The 23,458-nt window shown below is 67.8% G+C and carries 18 protein-coding genes and 4 pseudogenes; 13 read left to right on the top strand and 9 right to left on the bottom strand.

What is annotated here, in order from left to right; all coding sequences use genetic code 11:
• Positions 1–28: 28 nt before the first annotated feature.
• Together ACIBTS_RS24220 and ACIBTS_RS24215 are read right to left on the bottom strand one after the other, a co-directional pair.
• Positions 29–790: pseudogene (locus tag ACIBTS_RS24220) on the bottom strand (L-arabinose isomerase); the annotation flags it as partial.
• A gap of 23 nt (positions 791–813) precedes the next feature.
• Positions 814–1,986, bottom strand: a pseudogene (locus ACIBTS_RS24215) (ribulokinase); the annotation flags it as partial.
• Positions 1,987–2,463: 477 nt separating this feature from the next.
• Between ACIBTS_RS24215 and ACIBTS_RS24210 the strand changes: the two are divergent.
• The 3 genes and pseudogenes from ACIBTS_RS24210 to ACIBTS_RS24200 all read left to right on the top strand — a co-directional run.
• Positions 2,464–3,474: a LacI family DNA-binding transcriptional regulator gene (locus ACIBTS_RS24210; RefSeq protein WP_399322043.1), complete on the top strand. Its 1,011-nt coding sequence runs from the start codon at positions 2,464–2,466 to the stop codon at positions 3,472–3,474.
• Positions 3,475–3,972: 498 nt separating this feature from the next.
• Positions 3,973–5,658, top strand: a complete 1,686-nt coding sequence (locus ACIBTS_RS24205; protein WP_399322041.1) for a hypothetical protein — start codon at positions 3,973–3,975, stop codon at positions 5,656–5,658.
• Positions 5,659–5,802: 144 nt separating this feature from the next.
• Positions 5,803–6,075: pseudogene (locus tag ACIBTS_RS24200) on the top strand (zinc ribbon domain-containing protein); the annotation flags it as partial.
• Between the two features lie 119 nt (positions 6,076–6,194).
• Here ACIBTS_RS24200 and ACIBTS_RS24195 read toward each other — a convergent pair.
• Positions 6,195–7,229 carry a helix-turn-helix domain-containing protein gene (locus ACIBTS_RS24195; RefSeq protein ID WP_399322039.1) on the bottom strand — a complete coding sequence of 345 codons (1,035 nt, stop codon included), beginning with the start codon at positions 7,227–7,229 and terminating at the stop codon, positions 6,195–6,197.
• Positions 7,230–7,386: 157 nt separating this feature from the next.
• On the opposite strand from ACIBTS_RS24195, the gene ACIBTS_RS24190 reads away from it, so the two are divergent.
• The 5 genes from ACIBTS_RS24190 (at position 7,387) to ACIBTS_RS24170 (ending at position 12,112) form a co-directional block, all read left to right on the top strand.
• The gene (locus tag ACIBTS_RS24190; RefSeq protein WP_399322037.1) at positions 7,387–8,811 is read left to right on the top strand and encodes an amidase; all 1,425 of its coding nucleotides are present in this window, start codon (positions 7,387–7,389) and stop codon (positions 8,809–8,811) included.
• 175 nt (positions 8,812–8,986) lie between these two features.
• Positions 8,987–9,298: a hypothetical protein gene (locus ACIBTS_RS24185; RefSeq protein ID WP_399322035.1), complete on the top strand. Its 312-nt coding sequence runs from the start codon at positions 8,987–8,989 to the stop codon at positions 9,296–9,298.
• A gap of 1 nt (position 9,299) precedes the next feature.
• Positions 9,300–10,835, top strand: a complete 1,536-nt coding sequence (locus ACIBTS_RS24180) for a sodium:solute symporter (protein ID WP_399322034.1) — start codon at positions 9,300–9,302, stop codon at positions 10,833–10,835.
• Positions 10,836–11,304: 469 nt separating this feature from the next.
• Entirely contained in the window at positions 11,305–11,493 is a 189-nt protein-coding gene (locus ACIBTS_RS24175) for a hypothetical protein (RefSeq protein WP_399322033.1), read from the top strand.
• Positions 11,494–11,620: 127 nt separating this feature from the next.
• Positions 11,621–12,112 (top strand): SgcJ/EcaC family oxidoreductase, encoded by a 492-nt coding sequence (locus tag ACIBTS_RS24170; protein ID WP_399322031.1) that lies wholly within the window; start codon positions 11,621–11,623, stop codon positions 12,110–12,112.
• Here the strand turns inward: ACIBTS_RS24170 and ACIBTS_RS24165 are convergent.
• The 6 genes and pseudogenes from ACIBTS_RS24165 to ACIBTS_RS24140 form a co-directional block, all read right to left on the bottom strand.
• Positions 12,078–13,317: pseudogene (locus tag ACIBTS_RS24165) on the bottom strand (sensor histidine kinase). The gene ACIBTS_RS24170 and the pseudogene ACIBTS_RS24165 sit on opposite strands and share 35 nt — an antisense overlap.
• Before the next feature lie 29 nt (positions 13,318–13,346).
• Positions 13,347–14,345: a protein-ADP-ribose hydrolase gene (locus tag ACIBTS_RS24160; RefSeq protein WP_399322030.1), complete on the bottom strand. Its 999-nt coding sequence runs from the start codon at positions 14,343–14,345 to the stop codon at positions 13,347–13,349.
• 97 nt (positions 14,346–14,442) lie between these two features.
• Positions 14,443–14,766: a MoaF-related domain-containing protein gene (locus ACIBTS_RS24155; protein WP_399322029.1), complete on the bottom strand. Its 324-nt coding sequence runs from the start codon at positions 14,764–14,766 to the stop codon at positions 14,443–14,445.
• A 51-nt stretch (positions 14,767–14,817) separates the two neighbouring features.
• Positions 14,818–15,579: a nuclear transport factor 2 family protein gene (locus tag ACIBTS_RS24150; RefSeq protein ID WP_399322028.1), complete on the bottom strand. Its 762-nt coding sequence runs from the start codon at positions 15,577–15,579 to the stop codon at positions 14,818–14,820.
• A gap of 868 nt (positions 15,580–16,447) precedes the next feature.
• A complete protein-coding gene (locus tag ACIBTS_RS24145; RefSeq protein ID WP_399322027.1) occupies positions 16,448–16,849 on the bottom strand; it encodes a hypothetical protein in 402 nt (133 codons plus the stop codon).
• A 123-nt stretch (positions 16,850–16,972) separates the two neighbouring features.
• Positions 16,973–18,058: a LacI family DNA-binding transcriptional regulator gene (locus tag ACIBTS_RS24140; protein ID WP_399322025.1), complete on the bottom strand. Its 1,086-nt coding sequence runs from the start codon at positions 18,056–18,058 to the stop codon at positions 16,973–16,975.
• A 346-nt stretch (positions 18,059–18,404) separates the two neighbouring features.
• Between ACIBTS_RS24140 and ACIBTS_RS24135 the strand changes: the two genes are divergently transcribed.
• The 5 genes from ACIBTS_RS24135 to ACIBTS_RS24115 all read left to right on the top strand — a co-directional run bounded on the left by ACIBTS_RS24135 (position 18,405) and on the right by ACIBTS_RS24115 (position 23,414).
• Positions 18,405–19,673 (top strand): ABC transporter substrate-binding protein, encoded by a 1,269-nt coding sequence (locus ACIBTS_RS24135; protein ID WP_399322024.1) that lies wholly within the window; start codon positions 18,405–18,407, stop codon positions 19,671–19,673.
• Positions 19,674–19,764: 91 nt separating this feature from the next.
• The gene (locus ACIBTS_RS24130) at positions 19,765–20,637 is read left to right on the top strand and encodes a carbohydrate ABC transporter permease (RefSeq protein WP_399322023.1); all 873 of its coding nucleotides are present in this window, start codon (positions 19,765–19,767) and stop codon (positions 20,635–20,637) included.
• A 34-nt stretch (positions 20,638–20,671) separates the two neighbouring features.
• Positions 20,672–21,613, top strand: coding sequence for a carbohydrate ABC transporter permease (locus ACIBTS_RS24125; RefSeq protein WP_399322021.1), 942 nt, complete (start codon positions 20,672–20,674; stop codon positions 21,611–21,613).
• A 266-nt stretch (positions 21,614–21,879) separates the two neighbouring features.
• Complete coding sequence (locus ACIBTS_RS24120; protein ID WP_399322020.1) at positions 21,880–22,737, top strand: glycoside hydrolase family 43 protein; 858 nt, start codon at positions 21,880–21,882, stop codon at positions 22,735–22,737.
• Positions 22,738–22,856: 119 nt separating this feature from the next.
• Positions 22,857–23,414: a hypothetical protein gene (locus ACIBTS_RS24115; protein ID WP_399322271.1), complete on the top strand. Its 558-nt coding sequence runs from the start codon at positions 22,857–22,859 to the stop codon at positions 23,412–23,414.
• The last annotated feature ends 44 nt before the right edge of the window (positions 23,415–23,458 follow it).

Genomic DNA, 23,458 nt, shown 5'->3' with positions numbered 1-23,458 from the left:
TTGTCTCCTCCCATTCGGTTCATGGCCGTCACAGGGCCTGGGCGAGGCGGTGGTAGGCGGCGTTCCAGCGGATTTCCTTGGCGAACTGGCCGGTGGTGGTGGTTTCGTCGATGGTGAGGAGTTCGACGCCGGTCATGGACGCGTAGTCGGTCAGGGTCTCGAGGTCGACGGCGGAGCTGAGCACGGTGTGGTGCGGGGCGCCGGCCAGCAGCCAGTTCTCGGCCGACTCGGCGAGCGAAGGCCGCGGTTTCCATACCGCTCGGGCGACGGGGAGACGGTGCAGGGGCTCGCTGGGGGCGATGACGTCGACGGCGTTGGCGGTGAGCCGGAAGCGGTCGCCGAGGTCAGACAGGCCGACCACCACGGCGGGGCCTTCGGCCGCGTTGAATACCAGGCGGACGGGGTCTTCACGGCCGCCGATGGAGGGGCAGACCTCCAGCATGTGCGCGCCGAGAACGCGGGGGGTGCCGGGGCCGAGGTGGTAGGTGTAGTCCTCCATGAAGCTGGTCCCACCGGGCAACCCGGCGCCCATCACCTTCACAGTGCGCAGCAGGGCCGAGGTCTTCCAGTCGCCTTCGCCACCGAAGCCGTAGCCGTCCGCCATGAGCCGCTGGACGGCGAGGCCGGGGAGCTGGCGCAGGCCGCCGAGGTCCTCAAAGTTGGTGGTGAAGGCGGTGAAGCCGCCCTCGGTGAGGAAGGTGCGCAGGCCCAGTTCGATGCGGGCGGCATACAGCAGGGAGTCGTGGCGGATGCCGCCGGGGCGCAGGGCGGGCACGACGTCGTACGACTCGGCGACCGCCTTCGGCACCCGTGCCAGTCAAGGGCGATCAATCCGTGCTCCCCGATGGCCTGTTGGGCCGCGAGGGCCGTCAGGTGCTCGTGAGCGTCGCGCCCGAGCGCGGCTGCTTCTTGTGCGTACGAGGCCGGGAAGCCGGTGCGTACGAACCAGCCGAAGATGTCGCCGACACCGCTCTGCCCGGCCTCGTAGCCCCACAGGTCGGGCAGGATGCCGCCGTCGACGACTCCGCACATGCCGGGCACGGTGCCCTGCTGGTCGGAGCTCATGACGTGGCACGTGGAGGTGCCCATGATGGCGACCATCTGACCGGGCTCGACCGCGACCGCCGCCGGGGCCGTGACATGGGCGTCGACATTGCCCACGCAGACCGCGATGCCCTCCGGCAAGCCCGTCCAGGCCGCCGCCTCGGCCGTCAGCCGGCCGGCGACTTCACCGAGTTGGCCGATCGGATGCTCCAGCTTGTCGGTGACGAAGGAGGCGAAGCCTGGGTTGAGCGCCGCGAGGTAGTCGGCGGACGGGTATGCGCCGTCCTGGAACTGGCCCTTGTAACCGGCCGTGCACGCGTTGCGGACATACGTCCCGCACAGTTGCCACACGATCCAGTCCGCCGCCTCGGCCCACCGCTCGGTGCGGTCGTAGATCTCCGGGTCCTCCTCCAGGACTTGCAGCGCCTTGGCGAATTCCCACTCCGAGGAGATCTTGCCCCCGTACCGCTCCAGCCACGGCTCCTTGCGCTCGGCGGCCAGCGCGGTGATCCGGTCCGCCTGGGCCTGGGCCGCATGGTGGCGCCATAGTTTGACGTAGGCGTGTGGACGGTCTGCGTACTCGGGCAGTTCACACAGGGGCGTGCCGTCGGCGAGCACGGGCAGGACAGTGCAGGCCGTGAAATCCGTGCCGATACCGATCACCTGCTCGGGGTGAACTCCGGCCGCCGCCAACGCCTCGGGTACGGCGTGACGCAGTACGTCGATGTAGTCCGAGGGCACCTGCAGGGCCCATTCCGGGGGCAGCCGGGCACCATCAGGCAGCTCCCGGTCGAGGACGGCGTGGGAGTAGGCGTGTTCCGCGGACGCGAGTTCCGCGCCGTCCCGGGCCCGGACCACAACGGCCCGCCCGGACAGCGTGCCGAAGTCCACCCCGACGACACAGGGGGCGAGGTCTGTCGATTCATCGTGCTCTGCGTGCACCGGCCGTCCTTAGCGCTCTTGAAAGGGCTGGTGGTGAGTGAGACCCACTCCAGTTCGAGATACCGATCACCGTTCGGAATGTTGGGCGCACGTCAACGTGATCAGCGCGCGTGAGACATCCTGGCGACATCAATGAGAAAATGATTGCTCACTTCGCTGCGCCATCTTGACGCCTCCGCGCCGCCGCGTAAACCCCTGTCCGGCTCTCTGCGTGCGGGACCGGTGTGACCTGCCCCAAATCGGGCTGAAGGCGGTCAGTTGCTAGATGGATACAGGGGTGACGTCTGTCGCGGCTGCAGGCCGCGAGGGTGAGCGGCGGAGGTCGCCGAGGGCTGCCTGGCTCCAGGAGGTACTGATTGCGCCCCCGTGAGAAAACTGTTTTCTCACTTGTTGCGCAAAACCGACCGGCGATGAGCCGGAACGGAACCCCTTCGCAGTCCCGTCCTGTCGCGCACCCTGACCTGCAACAATCGGCGCATGCAGTCAGCGCGGGCGGCGACCCTCACCGAAGTGGCACGTCGGGCCGGTGTGTCACTGACCACCGCGTCCAAAGCCATCAACGGTCGGGCGCGGGTGTCCGCCGAGACCCGAGGGCGTGTACTCAAGGCCGCGCGGGAACTGGCCTACACGCCCAACGGCATAGCGCGCAGCCTGATCACCGGACGCAGCGGCACCGTGGGGCTGGTGGTGGTGGACAGCCTGGCGCAGCGATTCGCCCTGCCCATCCTGCTCGGGGCCGAGGAGGCGCTGGGCGAGATCGATCTCAGCATGATCATTGGCGATGCGCGGGGGGACGAGACGCGACTGCAGCAGATCGTCGACCGTTTCCGGGAACGCAAGGTCGACGGCGTGCTTGTGGTCGGGGACAACAACGCGCCCGCGCCGGGTCTGGGCCGACTCGGCCCCCCGGTCGTCTACGTGTACGGCGAGACCGGCGCGGGCGACGACGTGGTGCACGTGCCCAATGACCTGGCGGGAGCCCGCGCCGCGGTGGAACACGTCCTCGAGCTGGGCCGTCGCCGGCCGGCGGTGATCACGGGCCCGCAGTCGGGGCGAGCTGTTATGGAGCGAGGGAAAGGCGTTGCCGCGGCTCTGCGGCGAAGCGGGATCGAGCTGGTGCACGGCGTATTGCACGCACCGTGGTCGCAGCGGGCCGGCCGGGCCGCTGCGGAGCAGTTGCTGGCGCAGGCTCCTGATGTCGACGCGATCGTCTGCGGCTCCGACCAACTGGCCATGGGTGTCGCGGAGGCGGTGCGTGCCTCGGGCCGGAGCGTACCGGACGACATCGCGATCACCGGTTTCGACAACTGGCCGGTGTTCGCCCTGGAGACCGATCCGCCGTTGACGACGGTGGACATGAACCTGCTGACACTTGGCGCCGCGGCCGTGCGCGACCTCTTCGGCATGATCGATGGCGAGCCGGTGGGCGGTGGTGTGCGGCTCCACGCCTGCACACTGGTGGTCAGGGGATCGACCGCGAGCGGCTGACCTGCCGGAAACCCCCGGCGCCCTTGCTTCGAGCGCGCAGCGAACGGTGACGGCCCGCGAGCGTCTGCCATCCCATGTGGCGCAGATGGGGAAGCGTTACCTCAATGGGTTTTCCCTTCGCTCGCACTGTGTGAGCGTCCCCGTCTATTGACACGGCCCTCACCGTGCGGAAACATCACCGCAACTTCGATCCTTCAAAGGGTCGCTGATCTGGTACTTCTGAACCGCGGTCTCCGAGCCACCGCTCTGAAGGCCTCCGGCGCCCCCTGCGTTGCGACACCGGGAACAGGCCGGGCAGCAGTGGGGAAGCGTTTCCTCCTCTCCTCCTCTCCAGTAGTCATCCCCCTCCGTCAACTCCCCAGGAAGGGAAGGAACTCCGTGTTCCGGCGATCTCCTAGGGCACGTCGCTTCCGAGCGGCGCCCACACCCCCGTACGCGGCCTCGCACATACGCACAAGACGTGGTCGGCTGAAGCGCCAGACCGCGGCCACGACCGTGATGGCGTCCCTGGCGGCGCTGCTCGGTCTCGCGGCGGCGGCTCCGGCGCACGCCGCCGGCAACACCCTCACGGTCAACGTCGGCACGACCGTGCGCCCCGTGACTCACGTGGCCGCCGGCGGGCTCTACGGTGTCGACACCGGCAGTACCCCGCCCCTGAGCCAGCTGTACCCGCTGCACGTCAACAACTTCACCCAGCCCCCGCCGGGCACCCAGCAGTTGGGCAACGGGGCGACCTCGCCGTGCTGTGACGCGCTCCAGGTCGCAAGCAAGATCACCAGTGCCGGCGGCCAGCAGTACATCCGCCTGCCCGACATCTTCAGCACCTTCCCGTACAACTGGGTGAGCTGGCCCGACTGGGAGTCCAAGGTCCGCACGATGGTGCAGGCCCGTATGGACGCCACCGGTACCACGAACATCGCGGGCTACGAGATCTGGAACGAGCCCGACGCGAACTGGACGACCAGCACCGGCGGCAACGCGGGCACGTTCGACGACGCGTGGACGCGCACCTACAACGACATCCGGGCCATCGACACCCGCACACCGATCGTCGGCCCGGGCGCGAGCAGCTACAACCACGCCTGGATGCTCGACTTCATGACGAACGCCAAGAACACCAACACGCTGCCGTCGACGGCGGTGTGGCACGAGCTCGGGAACCTGGGCTACCAGAACATCCAGGCGCACGTCGACGACTTCCGCGTCATCGAGACCTCGCTGGGGCTGTCGCACCGGCCGATCTCGATCAACGAGTACGCCTCCCCGTCGCAGGTCGACCAGCCGAGCATCGGCGTGCACTACATGGCCTCGCTGGAGCGGGCCGGCATCCATGACGCCGAGCGTGCGTACTGGTACGAGGCCGGCACGATGGACGGCCTGCTCTACAACAACCAGCCGACGGCGTCCTACTGGGCGTACAAGTGGTACGGCGACCAGTCCGGCAACATCGTCCAAACAGTGCCCCAGTCCTGGCTCGACGGTGTTGCCTCCTACGACGCCAGCCGCAAGCAGGTCAACGTGGTCTTCGGCGGCGACAGCGGCGACAACACAATCAAGGTGAACGGCCTCGGCGTCCTCGGTTCGCAGGTCAGCGTGACGCTCTCGCGCACCGAGAACACCGGTCGCAAGACCAACGAAGCCGCCCCGGTCACGGTATCGACCGCGACCTACACCGTGGGCGCGGACGGCAGCATCAGCGTCCCGGTGACCGGCATGGACGCCGTCAAGGCATACCAGCTTCTCATCACGCCGACGACTGGTACGCCGACCTGGCAGCAGACCTACGAGGCGGAGAACGCCACGGTCGTCAACGCCAACAGGCTGAGCTCCACCAATGCCTCGAACGGCGGCTACGTCGGTCAGATCGACAACAAGACCGACATGCGTGACGACAGCTTCGTGGACTTCCTCGTCAACGTGCCCACCGCGCGCACGTACGCGATGAACATCAAGTACGCCAACGCGACGGGCGCCAACTCCACCCAGGGCCTCGCCTACAACGGCGGCGCCTGGTCCACCGTCACCTACCCGCCGACCAGTTCCGGATGGGGCAACCCGACCGGCGCGGTCTCCGTCAACGTCAACCTCAACGCCGGTTACAACATGATCCGTCTGGCCAAGGGATCGCCCCGCTTCTCCGGAGGCACCGGGTACGCAGAACTCGACAGCATCACGCTCTCCTGAGGAGCGCGGCGGCAAGGGCCGTTCCGTTCGCGGAGCGGCCCTTGCCGCTTGCAGAGGAATGCGACCGGTGACGGACATGGTCGCGATCGCCGGAGCGCGGGCGGACGCGGCCCGATCGTCGGCCGGTGCGCCCCCGCGCTCGGTTGGTGTGGCCGCGAAGTGATCGCGGTCGACTGATGGTTCCCGTCCTCCAGGCTGTGCTCCGTCTGCGGCATCGTGCAGGACAGGATGCCGCTAAGCGTCCGCGTGTGGACGTGCGGCTGCGGGACGGTCCATGACCGGGATGTGAACGCGGCGAAGAACATTCTGGCCGTCGGGCTGACGGGGTCTGTCTGTGGAGCTGGTGTGAGACCTCAACGGAGCACTCCGGGCGGGCACTCGGCCGTGAAGCAGAAATCCCCACGGCGCGAGCCGTAGGAATCCCCCTCCTTCAGGAGGGGGAGGAAGTCAATGGTGCACCCACCGCACCCACGGCCAGTGATTGGGATCCGAGCCCACCGTGACCACGCCGCCCAAAGTGCGGCACGTCTGCCGTCTCAGGTAAACCGGCGGCGGGCTTCGCGGGGGCTGGTGCCGAAGTGCTTGCGGAACACCTTCGAGAGGTAGGACGGGTCGTCGATGCCCCAGCGCACGGCGATCGTGGTCAGCGACGAATTGGTGTCGTACAGCAGGATGTCCTCGCGGATGCGCTCCAGCCTGCGGCGCAGGATGTACTGGCTACAGGTGGTGCCTGTCCCGGCGAACAGCCGGTGCAATTGCCGCAGCGAGACATGGTGAGCCGCAGCCACCCGTTCCGGCCCAAGGCGGATGTCGGAGAGGTTCTGCTCGATCCAGGCGAGGATCTGCGCCAGCCGAGCATCGCCGCTCCGACCGAAGTGGTTCTCGTCCGAGCGCGCCACAATCCGGCGCACCATCTGCGTGGCGTATTCGCCGGCATAGGCCAGGTCGTGTGCCGACAGGGGCGCGACGGCGGACGAGTTACCCGTTCGCATGAACGCCATCAGAGCGGCACTGAAGGGCGACGCCTCCACCTGTATCTGCTGGGCTAACCGCGCCAGAGAACTATCGGGCACCCGCAGTTCCTTGGCGGTGACGGCTATCAGCGTGTAATGGAAAGCCGCCGTATAGGAGAACAAGAACGGTTCCTGGGCGGGATACACGATGAGTGAGGACGGCGTGAGGGTCGTCGAGCCCGTGGAGCCGGCATAGGTGGCTTCGCCTTCCAGCAGCGCACCGACGATGTAGATTCCCCTCCCGTCGTGCGGCGCGATCCGCTTGGCCGTGCATGCGGCGTCGTTGGCCACGTCACAGCCGAGCAGCCGGCCCGTGCGCCAAGCCGAGAAGTCGCCGGTGAATTGCCCGCCCCGGCAGGACATGAGGACCTGGTCGTCGAACTGGACGGCCGGATCGGTGGACGGCAGATACCCGGAGACGATGCTGCCGTCCTGAAGGTGACGAACGGTAATGCCCATGTGCCTGGCCCTGTCACGGGGTGCTGCGGCGTGGTGTGCCGACCACCGCAGCACTCGGATATCCGTGGATTTCATGATCGAAACGGTGCCGGTGACCATGATGGTCTGGCGGGATAATAGCCTGGGTCGCACGGAATCGGATACAGCGAGATGGCACGGATGGCCAAGTTCGCGGCACGGGCGGAACAGTTCGGCGCGGGCGTCGTACCTACCGTGGGTCGTCCGCGGCGTCTCCTTCGGAAGGCCGAACGTGTCCGTGACCGACGATCAACCCCTGTGGACCTGGACGGCGACCCGTCTGCGGACCGCTCTCGCCTCCCGTGACATCTCGGCCCGTGAGGTGACACAGAGCTGCCTGGACCGGATCTCTGAGGTCAACCCCCGACTCAACGCGCTGGTCGAGATCCGCGCGGAGTCATCCCTGTCCGCCGCCGACCGGGCGGACGCGGCGATCCGGGCGGGCAGCGACGCCCCGCTGCTGGGCGTCCCCGTCGCAACCAAGATCAATACCGACCATCGTGGCTATGCGACCACCGATGGCATCGTCGCGCAGGTCGACAACATCGCGACCGATGACGCCCCGGTCGTGGCCGGTCTCCGCCGCGCCGGTGCCGTCTTCACCGGCAGGAGCAACTCGCCCGCGTTCGGGTTCCGCTGGTTCGCGAACAACGACCTCCATGGACGGACGCTCAACCCGTGGGACGCCGAGCGCACCCCGGGCGGGTCCAGCGGCGGCGCGGCGGCCGCGGTCGCCAGTGGGATGGTGCCGATCGGGCACGGAAACGACGTGGGCGGCTCCATCCGCTACCCCTCGTACGCGACCGGACTCGTCGGCCTGCGCCCGACGCCGGGCAGGGTCGCGTCCTTCACATCGGCGACCGGGACGCCCGGGCACACGCTGGCGATGCAAACCATGGCGGTCGAGGGCACCCTGGCGCGCTGCGTGGCCGACGCGCGGCTGGCGCTCGATGCCATCGAGGTGTGGGACCCGCGCGGCTTCTGGCAGATCCCCGGCGACCCAACGCCACCGATGTCGCCGAACGCCAAGCGGGTCGGCGTCGTCCGTGACCCCGGGGTTGTGCCACCGTCTCCGCAGGTCGACGCCGCACTCACCCTGGCGGCACGTGCTCTGGAGTCCGCCGGATTCGCGGTGGAGGAGGTCGAACTCCCGCTGCTTGCCGAGGCATACCGGCTGTGGTACCTCCTGGTTCTGCAGGAGTTCGCCACGCAGCTGCCGCAGGTCCGGAAGGTCGGTGACGCCGGGATGCTGGCCGCCGCCGAGTACATGCTCGCGAACTCGGCCGAATGGTGGGGCGTGACGCCGTCGCTGGAGCAGTTCATCGCCGGCTACGCCTGGCGGGGAACCCTGGGCCGAAAGTTACAGCTCTTCCTGGAACGGTACCCGACCCTGCTGTTGCCAGTGTCCGCCGAGCAGGCGATGGTGCAGGACCAGGACGTTGCCGACCAGGAGAGCATGCGGCACGTCATGGAGATCCAGTGGCCCATGATGGCGCTCCCCCTGCTCGGCGTGCCCGCGCTGGCCGTTCCGACCGGTGAGGCGGACGGTCTGCCGGTCGGCGTGCAGTTGGTCGGGAGGCGCTTCGACGACCGGCGGCTGCTGGACGTCGGCGAGGTGCTGGAGCACGCCATGGGGTCGTTGACCCCTATAGACCCGCGGTAGGGGAAGGGCGCCACAGCTGATGGCACGCATACGCATGCCGACGCTGCCGGCGTTCCCGCGGATGTGAGGCGACGCCGCCCGGATCATAGGGCTCGGAACCTGCCTGACGGCTGAGGAAGTACTTCACGAGTCTGTTCGGTCTCTGCCGTGCCTAGCAGCTGTGCCAAGGAGGGTCATGAAGGAGTTCATCAAACGGCGTGACGCGGTCGAGATCCGCGTCGCGTTCGGCGGAATATACGGGCTCGCTCTCGTATTCGGCTGTTTTCCGCCCGTCTATCTGTGGGCGAGTGGTTCCGCTGGCGTCATCGCGGGCCTTCCGGTCGCGATCTGGTACTGGATCCTCATCGCCGTCCTGGTCGGGCTTTCCCTCTGGGCTCTCTACTGGGTGGAGGACATCCGAGGAGAACTCGACGAAATTCGCCGGCCCAGCACTCTCGCTGATTCTTCGATCACGCCGTCGGCGATGCCGGTCAAGGAGGTGGACTGACATGCTCGTCATCCTTGCGATGCTCGGCGTTTTCTACGCCATCGTCGTCGCCATCCTCTACCTCACGAAGCAACCGTCCAAGCCCACGTTCGAGGAGTATTCGGTCGGCGGGCGTTCCTACGGCCCGTGGTACGTCGCGATGTCGTACGTCAACTCCTGGTACCCCGGGGCGACGTTCATCGCGTTCTTCGGACTGTCCGCGGGCTTCGGGGTTTTCGGGTTCTACGGCCTGGCGTACTCGATTCTCGGCGTGGCGGCCATGTACTTCATGGCGACGCGCGCCTGGCGCTGGGGGGCGCGGTATGACCTGCGCTCCCAGCCGGATCTCCTCGGCGTACGGTTCGGCTCGCGCGCTGTCAAGGTCGTCGCGAGCGTCATCGGGATCATCTCGGTCTTCCCCTGGGTCGTACTCGGGATGCAGTCCCTCGGCGAGGTCTTCCACGTCGCCACCGGTGGCGTCTTGTCGGTGACGACGTGCCTGGTGATTGGGCTCGCGGTGATCCTCGTCCGGCAGTACTGGACCGTGCAGATGGGTATGCGCGGGCTCATCCTGAGCGACGCGTTCCAAGGAATCGTCGCCTACGTGCTATCCGGCATCCTTTGTTTCGCGCTTCTGCTCGGGCTGGGCGACGGGCCCGTCAGCTTCGCTCAGTTGGCGCATGTGCCGGAGAGGATGCTGCGCGTTCCCGGCGACGGTGACCACTACGGGCCGATGTACCTGTTCAGCCTCATTCTCACCGGCATGATCGGGTCGTTGTGCTGGCCGATGAGCTTCCAGCGGATATACACCGCCGCCAGCGTGCGGGCGGTCAAGTCCGCCACCGTGCGCACGGTCTTGATCTCGGGTGGCTTTTACACGCTGCTGACCCTGCTCAGTATCTCCGCGTGGAACATGCCTGAGGTTGCGGCGAATCCGCAGGCCGGGTGGTTCACCATCATGCAGGCCTACGGTGGGACATGGCTGCTCGGTCTGGGTGTGACGATGGTCTTCGCCGCGTCCATGGGCCATATCGACGGAAGCGTGCAGGTATGCGGACTCCAGATCGCGAATGACCTCGTCAACTCGCCCCGACGCCCGCTCACGGACCGTCAACTGACCCGCGTCGCCAAGGGAAGCATGATCGTCTTCATGGCTCTTGCCGGCGTCGTTGCCTACCTGACCTTCAACTTCGACCGGCTCCAGCTCCTGGCCCAGGTGTCATACCAGGGCATCGTCCAGCTCGCCGTTCCTCTCTTCCTGGGAATCTTTTGGCGGGGTGGGAACAAGCACGGTGCGTTGTGGGGCATGCTCACCGGTGCACTGACGGCGCTCGTGCTCACGATCATCTTTCCGGACGACATCAAAGCCCTCGGCAGCATTACCAGCGGCATCGTGGCCCTTGGCGTCAATCTCGTCGTCTACCTCATCGTCTCCGCGGTCACGGGCAACAGCACGGAAGAACGCCAACGGGTCGACGAGCTGTTCGAGGTGGGTGCCCGGCCGGTGCGCTCGGCTGAGCCAATCATTCGTCTCGGCACCGAAACGGAGCCGGCATGAGCGACCTGCCGGCTCCGTCCGCTGGGCAGCTGCGCGAGCGTTACCGGCCCGGAGCCTGCGCCCTGGAAGACGTTCCGAAGACGACACACAGTCGGATTTTGACCAGGCGCTGACGGAATTCCGTAGCACGCCCATCGATCTGAACCTTTAGGTTGAGGACGCGGCCATGAGCAAGTGCCTCGGCTGTGGCGGAATCCGGAAAGTGCGGAGCTGCGACTGCACAGGGGCGCAACTCATAAACACGTTGCCTGCTGTACGCAGAGTTCACCTTCCCCCCCACCACACAACGCGGGGCATCGCCCGGGCCGGCGTCGAGGGCTCCTACCCGACACGTACGGACGAGGCGGCGCTCGCCGAGTGGCGGGTCGACCGCACCGGGCTGGCCGCTTACTGGCAGCAAAACGCCACCCCGACGGCAACCCCGCCCATGTTGAACCCACCGTGCCTAACCAGTGAGCAGGAGTGAGTCTTGGACCCGTACCTGGCCACTGCGGACACCCCGAACGGTTTTGGATGTCCTGGTGGCCCGCGTACTCGCTGCGTCCTCTTCCTCTTCAACCTCGTCGTCGCCGCCGTTGTGCCCTTCGTCGTCGACGGGGCGCAGGGAGTTATGACCGCCGTCGGGATGGGGGCCGGAGTCAGCCTGCTCCGGAGCTGAAAGCGGCTGAGAAACGCGAATTGGATCAGTTTTGCCCGTCCGCTGTACGTCAGATGCACGGCCTCTAACCAGCGGAAAGCGAATCTTGAGTCATCCCAGCAAGCACCGCCCCCACACTGGAGCAGCGATGACCCGCAAGACCCGTATACGCGCCGCCGTCGTCACCGCCACCGCCCTCGCCACCGCAGCCACGGTGTCCGTGGGAGTCAGCCAGGCCGGTCCGGAGCCGGCGCCGGGCAAGGCGCAGATCGCCGGCCTCTTCGACAACTGGAACGCCGCCCTGCAGACGGGCGACCCGGAGAAGGTCGCCGACCTGTACGCGAGCGACGCGGTCCTGCTGCCGACCCTCTCCAACCGGATCCGGACCGACCACGCCGGGATCGTCGACTACTTCGAGCACTTCCTGGAGAAGAAGCCGGTCGGCAAGAAGGTCGAGACGATCGTCGATGTGCTCGACCGCAACTCCGCGATCGACACGGGTATTTACGAGTTCACGCTCACCGACCCGAAGACCGGCGCGAAGAGTGTCACCGAGGCCCGTTACACCTACGAGTACGAGAAGCGCAGCGGTAAGTGGCTGATCGTCAACCACCACTCCTCGGTGATGCCCGAAGGGTGATCGACACGCACAGCCGCCGCCCGGCGCGTCCCGCAGGGCGGCCGTGCCGCCGTCGTCCATCACCAGCTGGCGTACAACGGCCAGGCCCGAGCCGGAGCGGCCGGTCAGGCCCTGGCCGCGCCAGAAGCGGTCGAAGGCGCGGGACTTCTCCGCGTCGGTCATGCCCGGACCCTCGTCCAGGACGGATAGCGTCACCTCGTCGGCCGACTGCTCGACGCTCACCGTGATCGTGGCGCCGTCCGGGGACACCTCCAGGGCGTTCGAGAGCACGTTGTCCAGCACCTGGTCCAGCGCAGACGGCCGGCCGTCTGTACCCCCTGAGCGCGATGTGGACTCCGCGCTCGTCGGCGGCCGGTCTCCAGACATCGAGGCGTTCCGTCACAATGTCCATCAGGGGAGCGGCTCGGCGTCCGTCACCTTGCCTCCGCCCGCGCCAGCACCAGCACTCCGTTCACCAGGCGGCTCATCCGGACCACCTCCGCCGTCGCCTGCTCCACGTTCTCCCGCACGAAGTCGTCGTCCACCCCGTCCGCGATGTTGTCCAGGGACAGGCGCAACGCCGTCAGCGGAGTGCGCAGCTGGTGGGAGGCGTCAGCGACGAAGATGTGCTGCGAGGCGACCAGCGTGTCCAGGCGTTCCGCGCCCTGGTTGAGGGAGCGGGCCAGGGTCTGGGTCTCCGGGGGCCGGTGACGGGGGAGCGGGCGGTGAGGTCGCCGTCGCTGAACCTGCTCGCCATGGAGTTGAGTTCGCGCAGCGGCCGGGTGATCCGGCGGGCGGCCACCTCGCCGATCGCCACGGCGCCGCCAGGACGAGCGCGGCCAGGTCGGCTCGGAAGCACCAGATCTGCCAGAACCGTTTGGTCATGTCCGAGGTCGAGTAGACGATCCGTACGGCCGCGTCCCCTCGGCGGGACGGTGACCGTCAGCTGCTTGCCCCAGATGAAGTCGGAACCCCAGTCGCTCGCCGTCTCGCCGTCCGTCATGGCCCGAGTCGACGGTGGGCCTCGGCAGGTCCGGGGTGCAGCTGCCGGTGGGGGTCACCTGGACCGCGCCGGGGGTCCGACGGTCGTACGGCTTCGCCACCTTGGTCAGGGCCCCGCACGAGATGCCGTCGGCGCCGCCGAGCAGCAGCGCCATCGTCTTGGCCTCGCGTACGACGGAGAGCCTCGTGTGGTCGCGCAGCTGCTTGGTGAGGGTGAGCCGCATCGGCGGCCGAATGTGTGAAGGACGTCGTGTCAGGGGCGGGCGCCTACGTCAAGGGCGTTCAGGTAGGCGCGTTCGTTGTCGTCTTCGAACACGGTGAACACCACGCGGTCGAATCGGCCGGGATGCGCTGCGATCCAGTCGGCGACGGTGTGCAGCGCGATCGGTGCGGCTTCCTCCTTGGGGTAACCGAAGACTCCGGTGCTGACAGCGCAGAAGGCGAGCGTGCGGATGGTCTCCACCTCGGCGGCGAGGTCCAGGCAGGCTCGGTAGGCGGAGGCGAGCGCCTGCGCGTCCTGCGCGTGCGGGGGGCCCTGGACGACGGGGCCGACGGTGTGCAGGACGTACCGGGCCGGCAGGTGGTAGCCCCGGGTGATCTTGGCTGTACCGGTCGGTTCGGGGGTTCCCTGCGCTGTGATGATCGTGTGGCAGTCGTCGCGCAGGCGGGGTCCGGCGGCGTTGTGCAGGGCGTTGTCGATACAGGGATGCAGAGGGCGGAAGCAGCCGAGCAGTTGGCTGTTGGCGGCGTTGACCACGGCGTCGGCGGCAAGGGTGATGATGTCTCCCCGCCATAGGACGGCCTCGGCCGGGGCCCGGAAGGTCGTGCCGTGGAACTCCTCGTGGATCGTGGGAAGTTCGCGTGCCGAGACGGCGGGCCGTAGGCGCCGTTCCGCGCCGAGGAGCGCGTCCAGCTCCCGGTCCGCTCCCTCCGGCAGCGGTCCGGGATCACGTACGGTCAGCAGGGCGCGCAGCACCCGACGGGCCGTGTCGGCGTCGGCGGGGGTGTCGGTATCGGCGAGGTGCTTCAGTGAGTCGGCTCGCAGCCCGAGCCGGGATACGGCCGGATCGGCGCTGAGCAGGCGCAGTGCCGAGCGCACATGGGCGTCCAGCCGAGCGGCCGGGGCGGGGGCCGCCGTCGGGCGGAAGGGCTCGTCGAGGGCGACGGCCGATCGGTAGGCGGCCAGGGGCAGCGCGGAGGACCGTGTCTTGGTCCCGGCGAAGGCATCGGACTCGGCGCGGATCGGAATCATCGAGGGCTCCGGTGGGGCGGGTGAACGAGGTGTGCCGATGGCCCGGCCCCGCACGTCGGCGCGCGGCCGGGCCATCGGCCGGTGGATCAGCCGTGGATCAGATCTCTTCGAGTGAGCCGACGTGCAGCTCGCCGATCCGGCCCTCAGGGGTGTCGTAGGTCCAGAAGGCGTGGACCGTGAGGGTGTTGAGGTTCATGGCGTGGGTGACGGTCATGCCGGACTTCTCCACCCAGCCGAGCAGGAAGACGCCGGGGGCGGCCTCGGCTGCGTGCAGTGTGACGTCCTCGCTCGCGCCGGCGGTGGGGCCGGCGACGGTCTCGTAGTGCAGCGTGGTGCCGTCGGGGCTGTAGGCGTTGTGGAAGACGACGCCGTTGTCGACGCTGAACCTGTACGTCTTTCCTGCGTAGGTGAGGTTGCTCATGCCTTTGAGCTCCGTCGATGTGTTCGGTGATCCGGGCGGTGTGCGGGCCGGTCAGAACAGGCCGTTGCCGTGCGGCAGTTCGGCCGGGATGGGGGCGATGACGTCCCAGTGCTCGACGATCTTGCCGTCCGCGACACGGAAGAGGTCGTAGTAGGCGACGGGCACGCCGAACTCGCCCTCGGACTGCGTCAGGACGAACTCGCCCTCGGCGATGACCCGGTGGACCTTCTTGTAGACGAGGTTCTTGCCCTGCTCGGCCCACGTGGCCGCGGCCGCTCCGAAGCCGTCGAGGCCGTCGGCGGCCTCCGTGTTGTGCTGGTGGTAGGTCTCGGTGGAGATGTAGTCGGTGAGCACCGAGTAGTCGGCGCCGACGAGTACCTTGTCCGCGAACTCGGCCACCAGGGCACGGTTGGCGTCGGTCTTGTCGGTCTCGGTGACCTCGGCGGGGCCGTCGGTCTGGGAGCGGCCGGAGAGGGTGTCCGTGATCTGAGGGGACAGGGCGTCCCAGTGCTCGGCCAGCTTGCCATCGGCGTCGACCCGGAAGATGTCGAACCCGACGAGCGGGTCCGGACCGAAGCCGTGGTAGGTGCCGTGCAGGACGACCAGGTCACCGTCGGCGATGACCCGGGCGCCTTCGTAGCGGAAGTCCTCGCCCAGGCCGGCGACCAGTCCGCGGAGGGCCTCGGGGCCGTCGGCGGCGAGCGCGCTGTGCTGCGTGTAGTCCGCGGCCACCCAGCGGCCCACGGCGGAGGGGTCCTTGTCGCCGAACAGCTCGGCGGCGGCCTGAAGGACGGTGTTCTTCGCGTTGCTCATGAGGTCTTCCTTGCTCGGGGCGCCGGCCGGGACGGGCCGGTGGTCCAGTGGGGGATGCGTTCAAACTATGCCGACGGCACCGGGTCGACTGGCACGAACATCGACTCCTGATGGTCAAAAATCGACACGATTCGTTTGTTGAGGTGTCGGGCACTACCGGGGGCCGCCCGGTCGCTCGTCGTGAACGGGGTGCTGCCATGGGGGTCGGTGTCGCCGAAGTCGCGGGGGGATGAAGGTGTCGCAGCAGCCGGGGTGGCCGTGCGCGCTGGCCGAGCAGGGGCCGCAGGTGCTGAAGGCACAAGTACTGAAGGGCCGCAGCACCTTGTTGCCGACGCGGGTCCAGGCGACGTTCGAGCCGACTGCCTCCTGGACCCCGGTGCGAGTATGAAAGGGCAGCGTGTAAGCTTTTAAGGTGTTTTGTCGGAAATCATCGGCGGCTTTTCGGGTGACCGGGAGGCCGTTTCCGTGGTTGGTGTGCGCGGCTGATCGAAGTTCCGCTGGCCGGTGACTGATCAGCGTTCCCGGATCGATGAACCGAGTGGCGCGCTGAGCAGCGCGCGACGACGCCGACGCGCGGGACGGCCGGTGCGCAGGGTGCCAGCCGTGCGCTCCAGGCCGCCGCGGTGCGGCAGGTAGACGGGCCTGGTAGATGGTCTCGTGCGCCAGGTGACGGTCGGGTTCGTCCGGGAAGGCGGCGCGCAGGGCATGGCAGATCTGCTCCGGGCTCCAACGCCGGTCCAGGCGCTGCTGGATGAACTCCTTCAGCTCCGGATCGCGCCATATCTTCCCCTCCTTGGAGCGGGCGCGTCGCACGGATGCCCGCCGCTGGGCCTGGAAAAGGTGGTACTTGCCAGTGCGCGGGTCGCGGTTACGGCGCACTTCCCGGCTGATCGTGGCCCTCCCGGGTGAGTTCCCGGACGATGGCGCGCAGGGAGTGCCCGGCACGGAGCAGGTTGGTGATCACGATCCGCTCGTTCTCCGACAGGAACCGCTCGGAGACCGCGTCGGGCTCCCGCACCTCGGTGATCGGCAGGTAGACGCGCACGTTGCCGGCCCGGTCGACGACCTTCCTTCCGTACCTCCACCGGTTCCCGGTCTTGCGGTTGATTCCCACCTCTCGGCATGCGGCCGAGTTGCTCATCCCTTGCGCCAAGAGGCGAAGGTATTGATCACGCTTGTCCGCCAGCGGCGCGGGTCCGGGCTTCTTCGGCTTCCGACGCGGCAGCCCAAGCGAGGCCGCATCACTCGGTAAGATGAAGGTCGTCACCATGATCATTTCCCGGCCCTCGGCGACGGAGACCAGGTGGGTCCCGCAGTGCGGCAGAAGCCACGGTGCATGGTCGGGCCTGTTTACCGAGCTGACCCAAGCGGGCCGCTCGCTTGCGGATGTCCTTCACGCCCCGGCGTCACGCCTGGCCTGGTCTGCGGCGAGTTGGTGTGGCATCGCAGCGTCACGACCTGCCCCTGCCGGATGCGGGGGCGGGGCGGTGGAGTTGCGCACCACGAGTTCGGTGCCCACCTCCATGTACTCCATGAGCAACTTCTGGCCCTCGATGAGGGACAGCAGAGCGCGGGCCGCCTTCTGCCCCATGTCGTGCAGCGGCTGACGCACGGTGGTCAGGCCAGGGAACCTTTGCGCGGCCTGCGGGAGGTCGTCGAAGCCGACGACCGAGAAGTCGGCGGGCACGTCGAGGCCGCGTGCCCGGGCGGCGTCGATGGCGCCGAGCGCCAACAGATCGGCGCCGCCGACGAGCGCCGTCGGATGGTGGTCGTCGATCAGGCGCGCGGCGGCGCGGAATCCGCTGGCATAGGAGAAGTCACATGACGCGACAAGCCGTTCGTCGACGTCCAGCCCGGCGAGCCGCATCGCGTCCTGGAATCCCTGGAAGCGGATGGACGTGCTCTCGAGTTCGTCCAGGCCCCTCAGGTAGGCGATCCGGGTGTGCCCCAGGTCGATCAGGTGCTGCGTACCCAGGCGCATGCCGTGATAGTTGTCGGCGCTCAGACGGGGCAGCGGTACGTCCAGGCGTCGCGGATCGATGATGACGCACGGGACGTTCTGCCGTCGCAGCAACTCGATCGTCTCGTCCTCCAGGACCGGCGCGATCATGAGCACCCCGTCGACGAGGCCACGTCCCAGGAACTCGACGCGATCCTTCTCACGTACTGCGTCGTGGTAGGTGGCGTTGACGAGCAGTTCCTGCTCGGCGCTGGCCAGTTCGTCGGCGACGCCGCGCAGGATCTCCAGTCCGTACTGGCTGGTCAGGTCCAGTGCGATGAGACCGACGAGGCCGCTGCGGCCGGCCTTGAGACTGCGGGCGGCGACGTTCGGCCGGTATCCGAGCCGCCCGGCCACCTCCATGACACGGCGGCGGGTCTCCTCAGAGGCCCCCGGCTTGCTGTTCATGACGTTGGACACGGTCATCGGGGAGACGCCGGCCTCCTCGGCCACCTGTGCGATGGTCACCCGCCCTGCCACCAGAGCAACTCCTTCTGCCCGTCGACCGTTGTCGGGTCTGCACCCGCGTTGAAGGCTCGCGGAAAAGTGTAGCGATAAGGCTTCGACAGCGTCAATGAGGCTCGGTCTACGCAGGGGGACTTGGTAATCGTGGCCACTCGGACGGCCGCGGAAAGTTACGTATAGATGTCTCGTAAGTTTTGCGTTACAGTCCCCGCCATCGGCAGGTAACGTTCGCCGCGATTCGGGCCGACACGGCCCTTTCCATACGCGTCAGCACTGTACCCACACGGAAGCAGACTGACCGGTTCAAATCCTTCAGATCATGACGAGTCGGTCCCCGTACCGACGATGGGTGAGGTGTGCAATGAAGCCTTCCGGGAGATCTCTCGCGGCCGCCATCACGGTCGCCGCCATGGCGATGTCGCTGGCCGCGTGTGGAGGCGAGTCGTCAGGTGCCTCCAGTGACGGCACGGTGACCATCCATGTGGAGGCATGGAAGGGCGGCGGCGCGGAACCGGCGAACGTGGCAGAGATCAACAAGGCGTTCGAGAAGGCGCACCCGAAGATCAAGGTCGACTTCGAGTACATCACCGCCGACCCCACATACACGCAGAAGCTGCAGCCCGAACTGCTGGGCGGCAAAGCCGGCGACGTCATCATGGTCGACGCGGACAAGACGAAGAAGTGGGGCGCCTCCGGCTACCTCGCCGACCTGTCCGGGGAGGCCTGGGCGAGCCGCATCGCCCCTGACGCCAAGCCGTTCGCGCAGGCGGACGGCAAGACGCTCGCCATGCCGATGGAGCTGATCGGCATCGGTCTGTACGCCAACATGGACGTGCTGAAGAAGGCCGGCGTCACGGAGGTCCCCGCCGACTGGCCGACGTTCCTGAAGGTCCTCGCCAAGGTCAAGAAGGCCGGCATCAACCCCATCGCGCTGCCCGACAAGTCCGGCTGGACCGGTGAGTCCGTCTTCCAGGCCAGCGGATCGACTCTCGTCTACCAGAAGAACAAGCAGTGGGACGCCGACTTCCTGGGCGGCAAAGCCTCCTTCGACCCGGACTGGAAGGCGCCGCTGGAGCAGTTGAAGACCCTTGAGGACGAGGGGTACGTCAACTGGAAGAACGAGCTCGGCGTCGACGAGTGGGCGCAGGGCCCGCAGGACTTCAGCGCCGGCAAGAGTGCCTTCTGGTACCAGGGCGCGTGGCAGGTCTCCAACGTCGCGGAGGCCGGCTTCCCGGTCTCCTTCGCACCGTGGCCGGGCGGCGCAGCCGGTACCAAGCCCAACGGAATGCTCTTCTCCGGCACGATGTGGGCGGTCAACTCCCAGTCCAGGCAGGCCGAGGCGGCACGCGAGTACGTCAAGTTCTGGTCGCAGAACGAGAACCTGGCCAAGTTCCTGCAAGCCGAGCACGCGGAGTCGCCGTTCACCGGTGGCACGACCCCGGAGAGCAACGAGACGACGGCCTTCACCACGGCCTTCAAGGAAGGCCGTTACCGGATCCTCCCGTCCAACACCTGGTACGGCGGCGCGGCCGAGACCGCGACCGGTTCCAAGATCCAGGCGTACCTGCTGGGCAAGGCGTCCGCCGCGCAGACCCTGAAGGACATCCAGACCGCGGCGTCCGCCAAGTAACCCACCCGCCCCGGGACTGCCGTGGTGAGGGGCGCGCGTGACGGCTCCTGACGCCCCTCGCCACGGCCCATCGGGCAAGAGGAGGATCCCCGTGTTCCACCGACGGCGCGCCACCATGGCCGCATTCCTGCTCCCGGCGATCACCGTGTACGGCGTGTTCATGCTGTATCCGCTGGCCCGGGGGATCTATCTGAGCATGACCGACAGCCTCGGCGGCCCGGTCGCGAACTTCGTCGGCACACAGCAGTACCGCGCCATGGCCGACGACCCGGCCGTCACCGCAGCCCTGTGGCACACCGTGCTGTACGCCGCGGTGGTCGTGGTCGTGCAGAACGGCCTCGGGCTGCTCTTCGCGAGCATGCTGTTCCGCCGCCCCCGCGTCCGCAAGGTGCTCAACGTCGTGCTGTTGACGCCGACGCTGATCTCACCGGTGATGGCCGCCTTCATCTGGTCGTACCTGTTCGCCCCGAGCGGCGGAATCAACGTGCTCCTCGACCTGTTCGGCCTCCACAGCCTCACCCATGTGTGGCTCGGCGACACATCCACCGCGCTGTATGCGGTGGCCGCCGTCAACATCTGGATGTTCACCGGCTACTCCTGCGCGATCTTCCTCGCCGGCTACATGAACCTGCCGGCCGAACTGCTGGAGGCGGCCTCCCTCGACGGAGCGCGCGGCTGGCGGCGCTTTTGGAGTGTGGAGTGGCCGCTGCTCGCCCCCGCGCTCACCGTCAACGTGACCCTCAGCCTCATCGGCTCGCTGAAGGTCTTCGAGTTCCCGCTCGTGCTGACCAACGGCGGCCCGGCCGGCGCAACGGAGACGCTGACAGTGCTGGTGTACCGCAACGTCTTCGGCGGCGGGAAGTTCGCCTACGGCGTCGCGCTGTCGGTCGTGCTCCTCGTGACCGTGGTCGTCCTCTCCAGCGCCACATCCTCCCTGCTCCGGCTCCGCGAGCGACGTATCTGACGGGGTTGTTCCCAGAAACTGACGGATCGCCACCATGACTTCAGACATCTCCGCGCCCTCGACCCGAACCCGGCCCCCCTCGCACGCCCGGAGGGCCCCGGATCGTCCCTCACCCCGCCCCCGTACGACACCGTCCGGAGCGCCGCGTACCCCGCTGGGCCGCCTGGCCGGTGGCCTCGGCACCGTCCTGCTCTGCCTGGGCAGCGTGGTGTTCGTCCTGCCGTTCCTGTTCACGGTCGTCACCTCGCTGCGCACCGCGGCGGACGTGGCCCGCTCCCCGCTGGGCATCCCGCACTCACTGACCCTGAAGAACTTCGCGGACGCCTTCAGCCAGATCCACTACGGCCCCAGCACCCTCAACACCCTGCTCGTCACCGGGCTGTCTTGCGTGGCCGTCACCGTGGTCGGCTCGCTCGCCGCCTATCCGCTGGCCCGGATCACCCAGCACTGGTCCACGGCCGTGTACCGGCTGTTCATCCTCGGTACGTCCGTTCCGGTGTTCGTCGTCGTGGCGCCGCTGTACCTGCTGATGCGCGACCTCAACCTGCTGGACACGTACACGGGCGTGGTGTTCATCTACACGGCCCTGAACCTCCCGGTCGCCGTGTTCTTCTACACCAGCTTCATCCGCTCGATCCCGGGCGACCTGGAGGAGGCGGCCGCGCTCGACGGCTGCGGCGCACTGCGCACCTTCTTCACGATCATCCTGCCCCTGCTCCGGCCGGTCACCAGCACCCTGCTCACCTTCATCTCCCTTCAGATCTGGAACGACCTGCTGGTTCCGCTGGTGTTCCTGCAGGACCCCGGCAAGCGGACGGTCATGGTGAACGCCTACTCCTTCATCGACCCGCACACCGTGCAGCCGACCACGCTCTTCCCGGCCGCCCTGCTCGGAGTGCTGCCACTGCTGGTCATCTTCCTCTTCTTCCAGCGCCAGGTGGTAGCAGGCGTGTCGGCCGGGGCGGTCAAGTCATGACTTCCTATCCGGCCGTCAGCCTGAGGCCATGCCCCGTGACTCCCTGAGAACAGCGGTCACGGCCGGCGACCGGCATGCCGACGCCTCATGCTCCACCCCCCGTCCGATCCCCATCCCCTGTTCCGGTCGTCCCCGCATGTGCCTGTCGGCGCGCTCACTCAGCGTGCGAGCGTGTCCGCCCGGCCTCCCGGCTCAGGCACACGACGACCCCCCCATCGTCCGCGGGTGTCCCCCCGCCCGAACGTTCCGGAAGGACCGTCCCACCGATGTACGTGGTCTCCTACTTCACCAGCGCCGACGAGGCACTGCACCTGGCCTACAGCCATGACGGGGAGCAGTTCGAGACGGTGAACGGCGGCCGGCCCGTCCTGCGGGGCACGGTCGGCACCGGCCGGCTGCGGGATCCGTTCATCGGGGTGGGACCCGACGGCCTTTTCCATCTGCTGGCCACCGACGGCTGGACGAGTCCCTGCATCGTCCACGCCACCTCGACGGACCTTCTGACCTGGTCCGAGCAGCGACTCGTCCCGGTCATGGCCGGCGTGGAGGGGGTCCACAACGCCTGGGCTCCGGAGTTCTTCCTGGACCGGGCGACCGGGCTGTACCACCTCATCTGGTCGTCGGTCGTCGAGGCAGGGAGCACCGCCGAGGGCCGCGACTTCGAGCACGTCACCCAAGACCACCGCATCTGGCACTGCACCACCGAGGACTTCACAACGTTCTCGGACCCGGCCGTCTTCTTCGACCCGGGTCACTCGGTCATCGACGCCACCGTGCACGAGCTGGACGACGGCGGGTTCCTCATGGCCTTCAAGGACGAACGCGGCACCAACGACCCCGCCACCGCCCACAAGGACATCCAAGTGACCACGTTCGATACTCCCGGTGGCCCGTACACCTCCCGTACGGGGCCGGTCACCCCCTCACTCGTGGAAGGGCCGTCGTTCTTCCGCCGCGGAGACGAGTGGGTCATGATCTTCGACCAGTACCTCGAGGGGAAGTACGCAGTCGTCCGCAGCAAGGACGGCGTGGAGTGGGAGCCCGTCTCCCTCGCCCTTCCGACGGGCATGCGACACGCCTCCGTCCTGCAGACGCACCTTCCGACGGGGCTCTCATCGTGGTGAATCAGCCGCCCGCCAAGGCAGAGGCCGTGCCGTACACAGATCCGCCGGCAGTCGTACGACAGGACACAGTGGCCGGTGCGGTCGACCGCCGAGGCCCGTACGGCACCTTCAGCCCCGTCATGCGGCTGCACGGGAACCGTCTGCCGCATGACCCCGACTTCTGCACGGAGGCGACCGGCGGCCCGAACGAGGTCCGGTCGTTCGGGGAAGCGGCGTACGACATCCGCCGGGACCACCTGCTGCTGCGCGAGCGCCTGTGCCCGTACCTGACGCGACTGTCCGAGGAGGCCCACCGCACGGGTGTCCTGCCGATGCGCCCGCTGTTCTTCGACTTCCCCGACGACGAGCACGCATGGGGCGTGCACGACCAGTTCCTGCTCGGCCCCACCGCGCTGGTGGTGCCCGTGTACGAGGCGGCGCGCGGACCCGCCCGGTGTAACCGCCGTCCGGCGCGCGCCGGCGCGACCCGGTCACCAGACGCGTGGTCGAGGGCGGTACGACGCTCGACGTCGAGGCCTCGCTGGAGCGCGTTCCCGTCTTTGTCCGCGAGGGGGCCGACCTCTTCTGCACGGACACCTCACCCATCCCGCCCTCCTCGGCGACCGGTGTCGTGCCCTTGCACAAAGGACAGCAGAGCGATGCACTCGCCGCGCCCCCGACAGGAAAGCGATTTTTGATCTGGTCCGCACCAGGTCCATACGTCATCCGTGTGGTCCGCTCC

Source organism: Streptomyces sp. NPDC050121, assembly GCF_044460385.1.
Taxonomy (GTDB): domain Bacteria; phylum Actinomycetota; class Actinomycetes; order Streptomycetales; family Streptomycetaceae; genus Streptomyces; species Streptomyces soliscabiei.
Note: the sequence above shows the minus strand (reverse complement) of the source record. Positions and strands in the feature narration are given on the sequence as shown.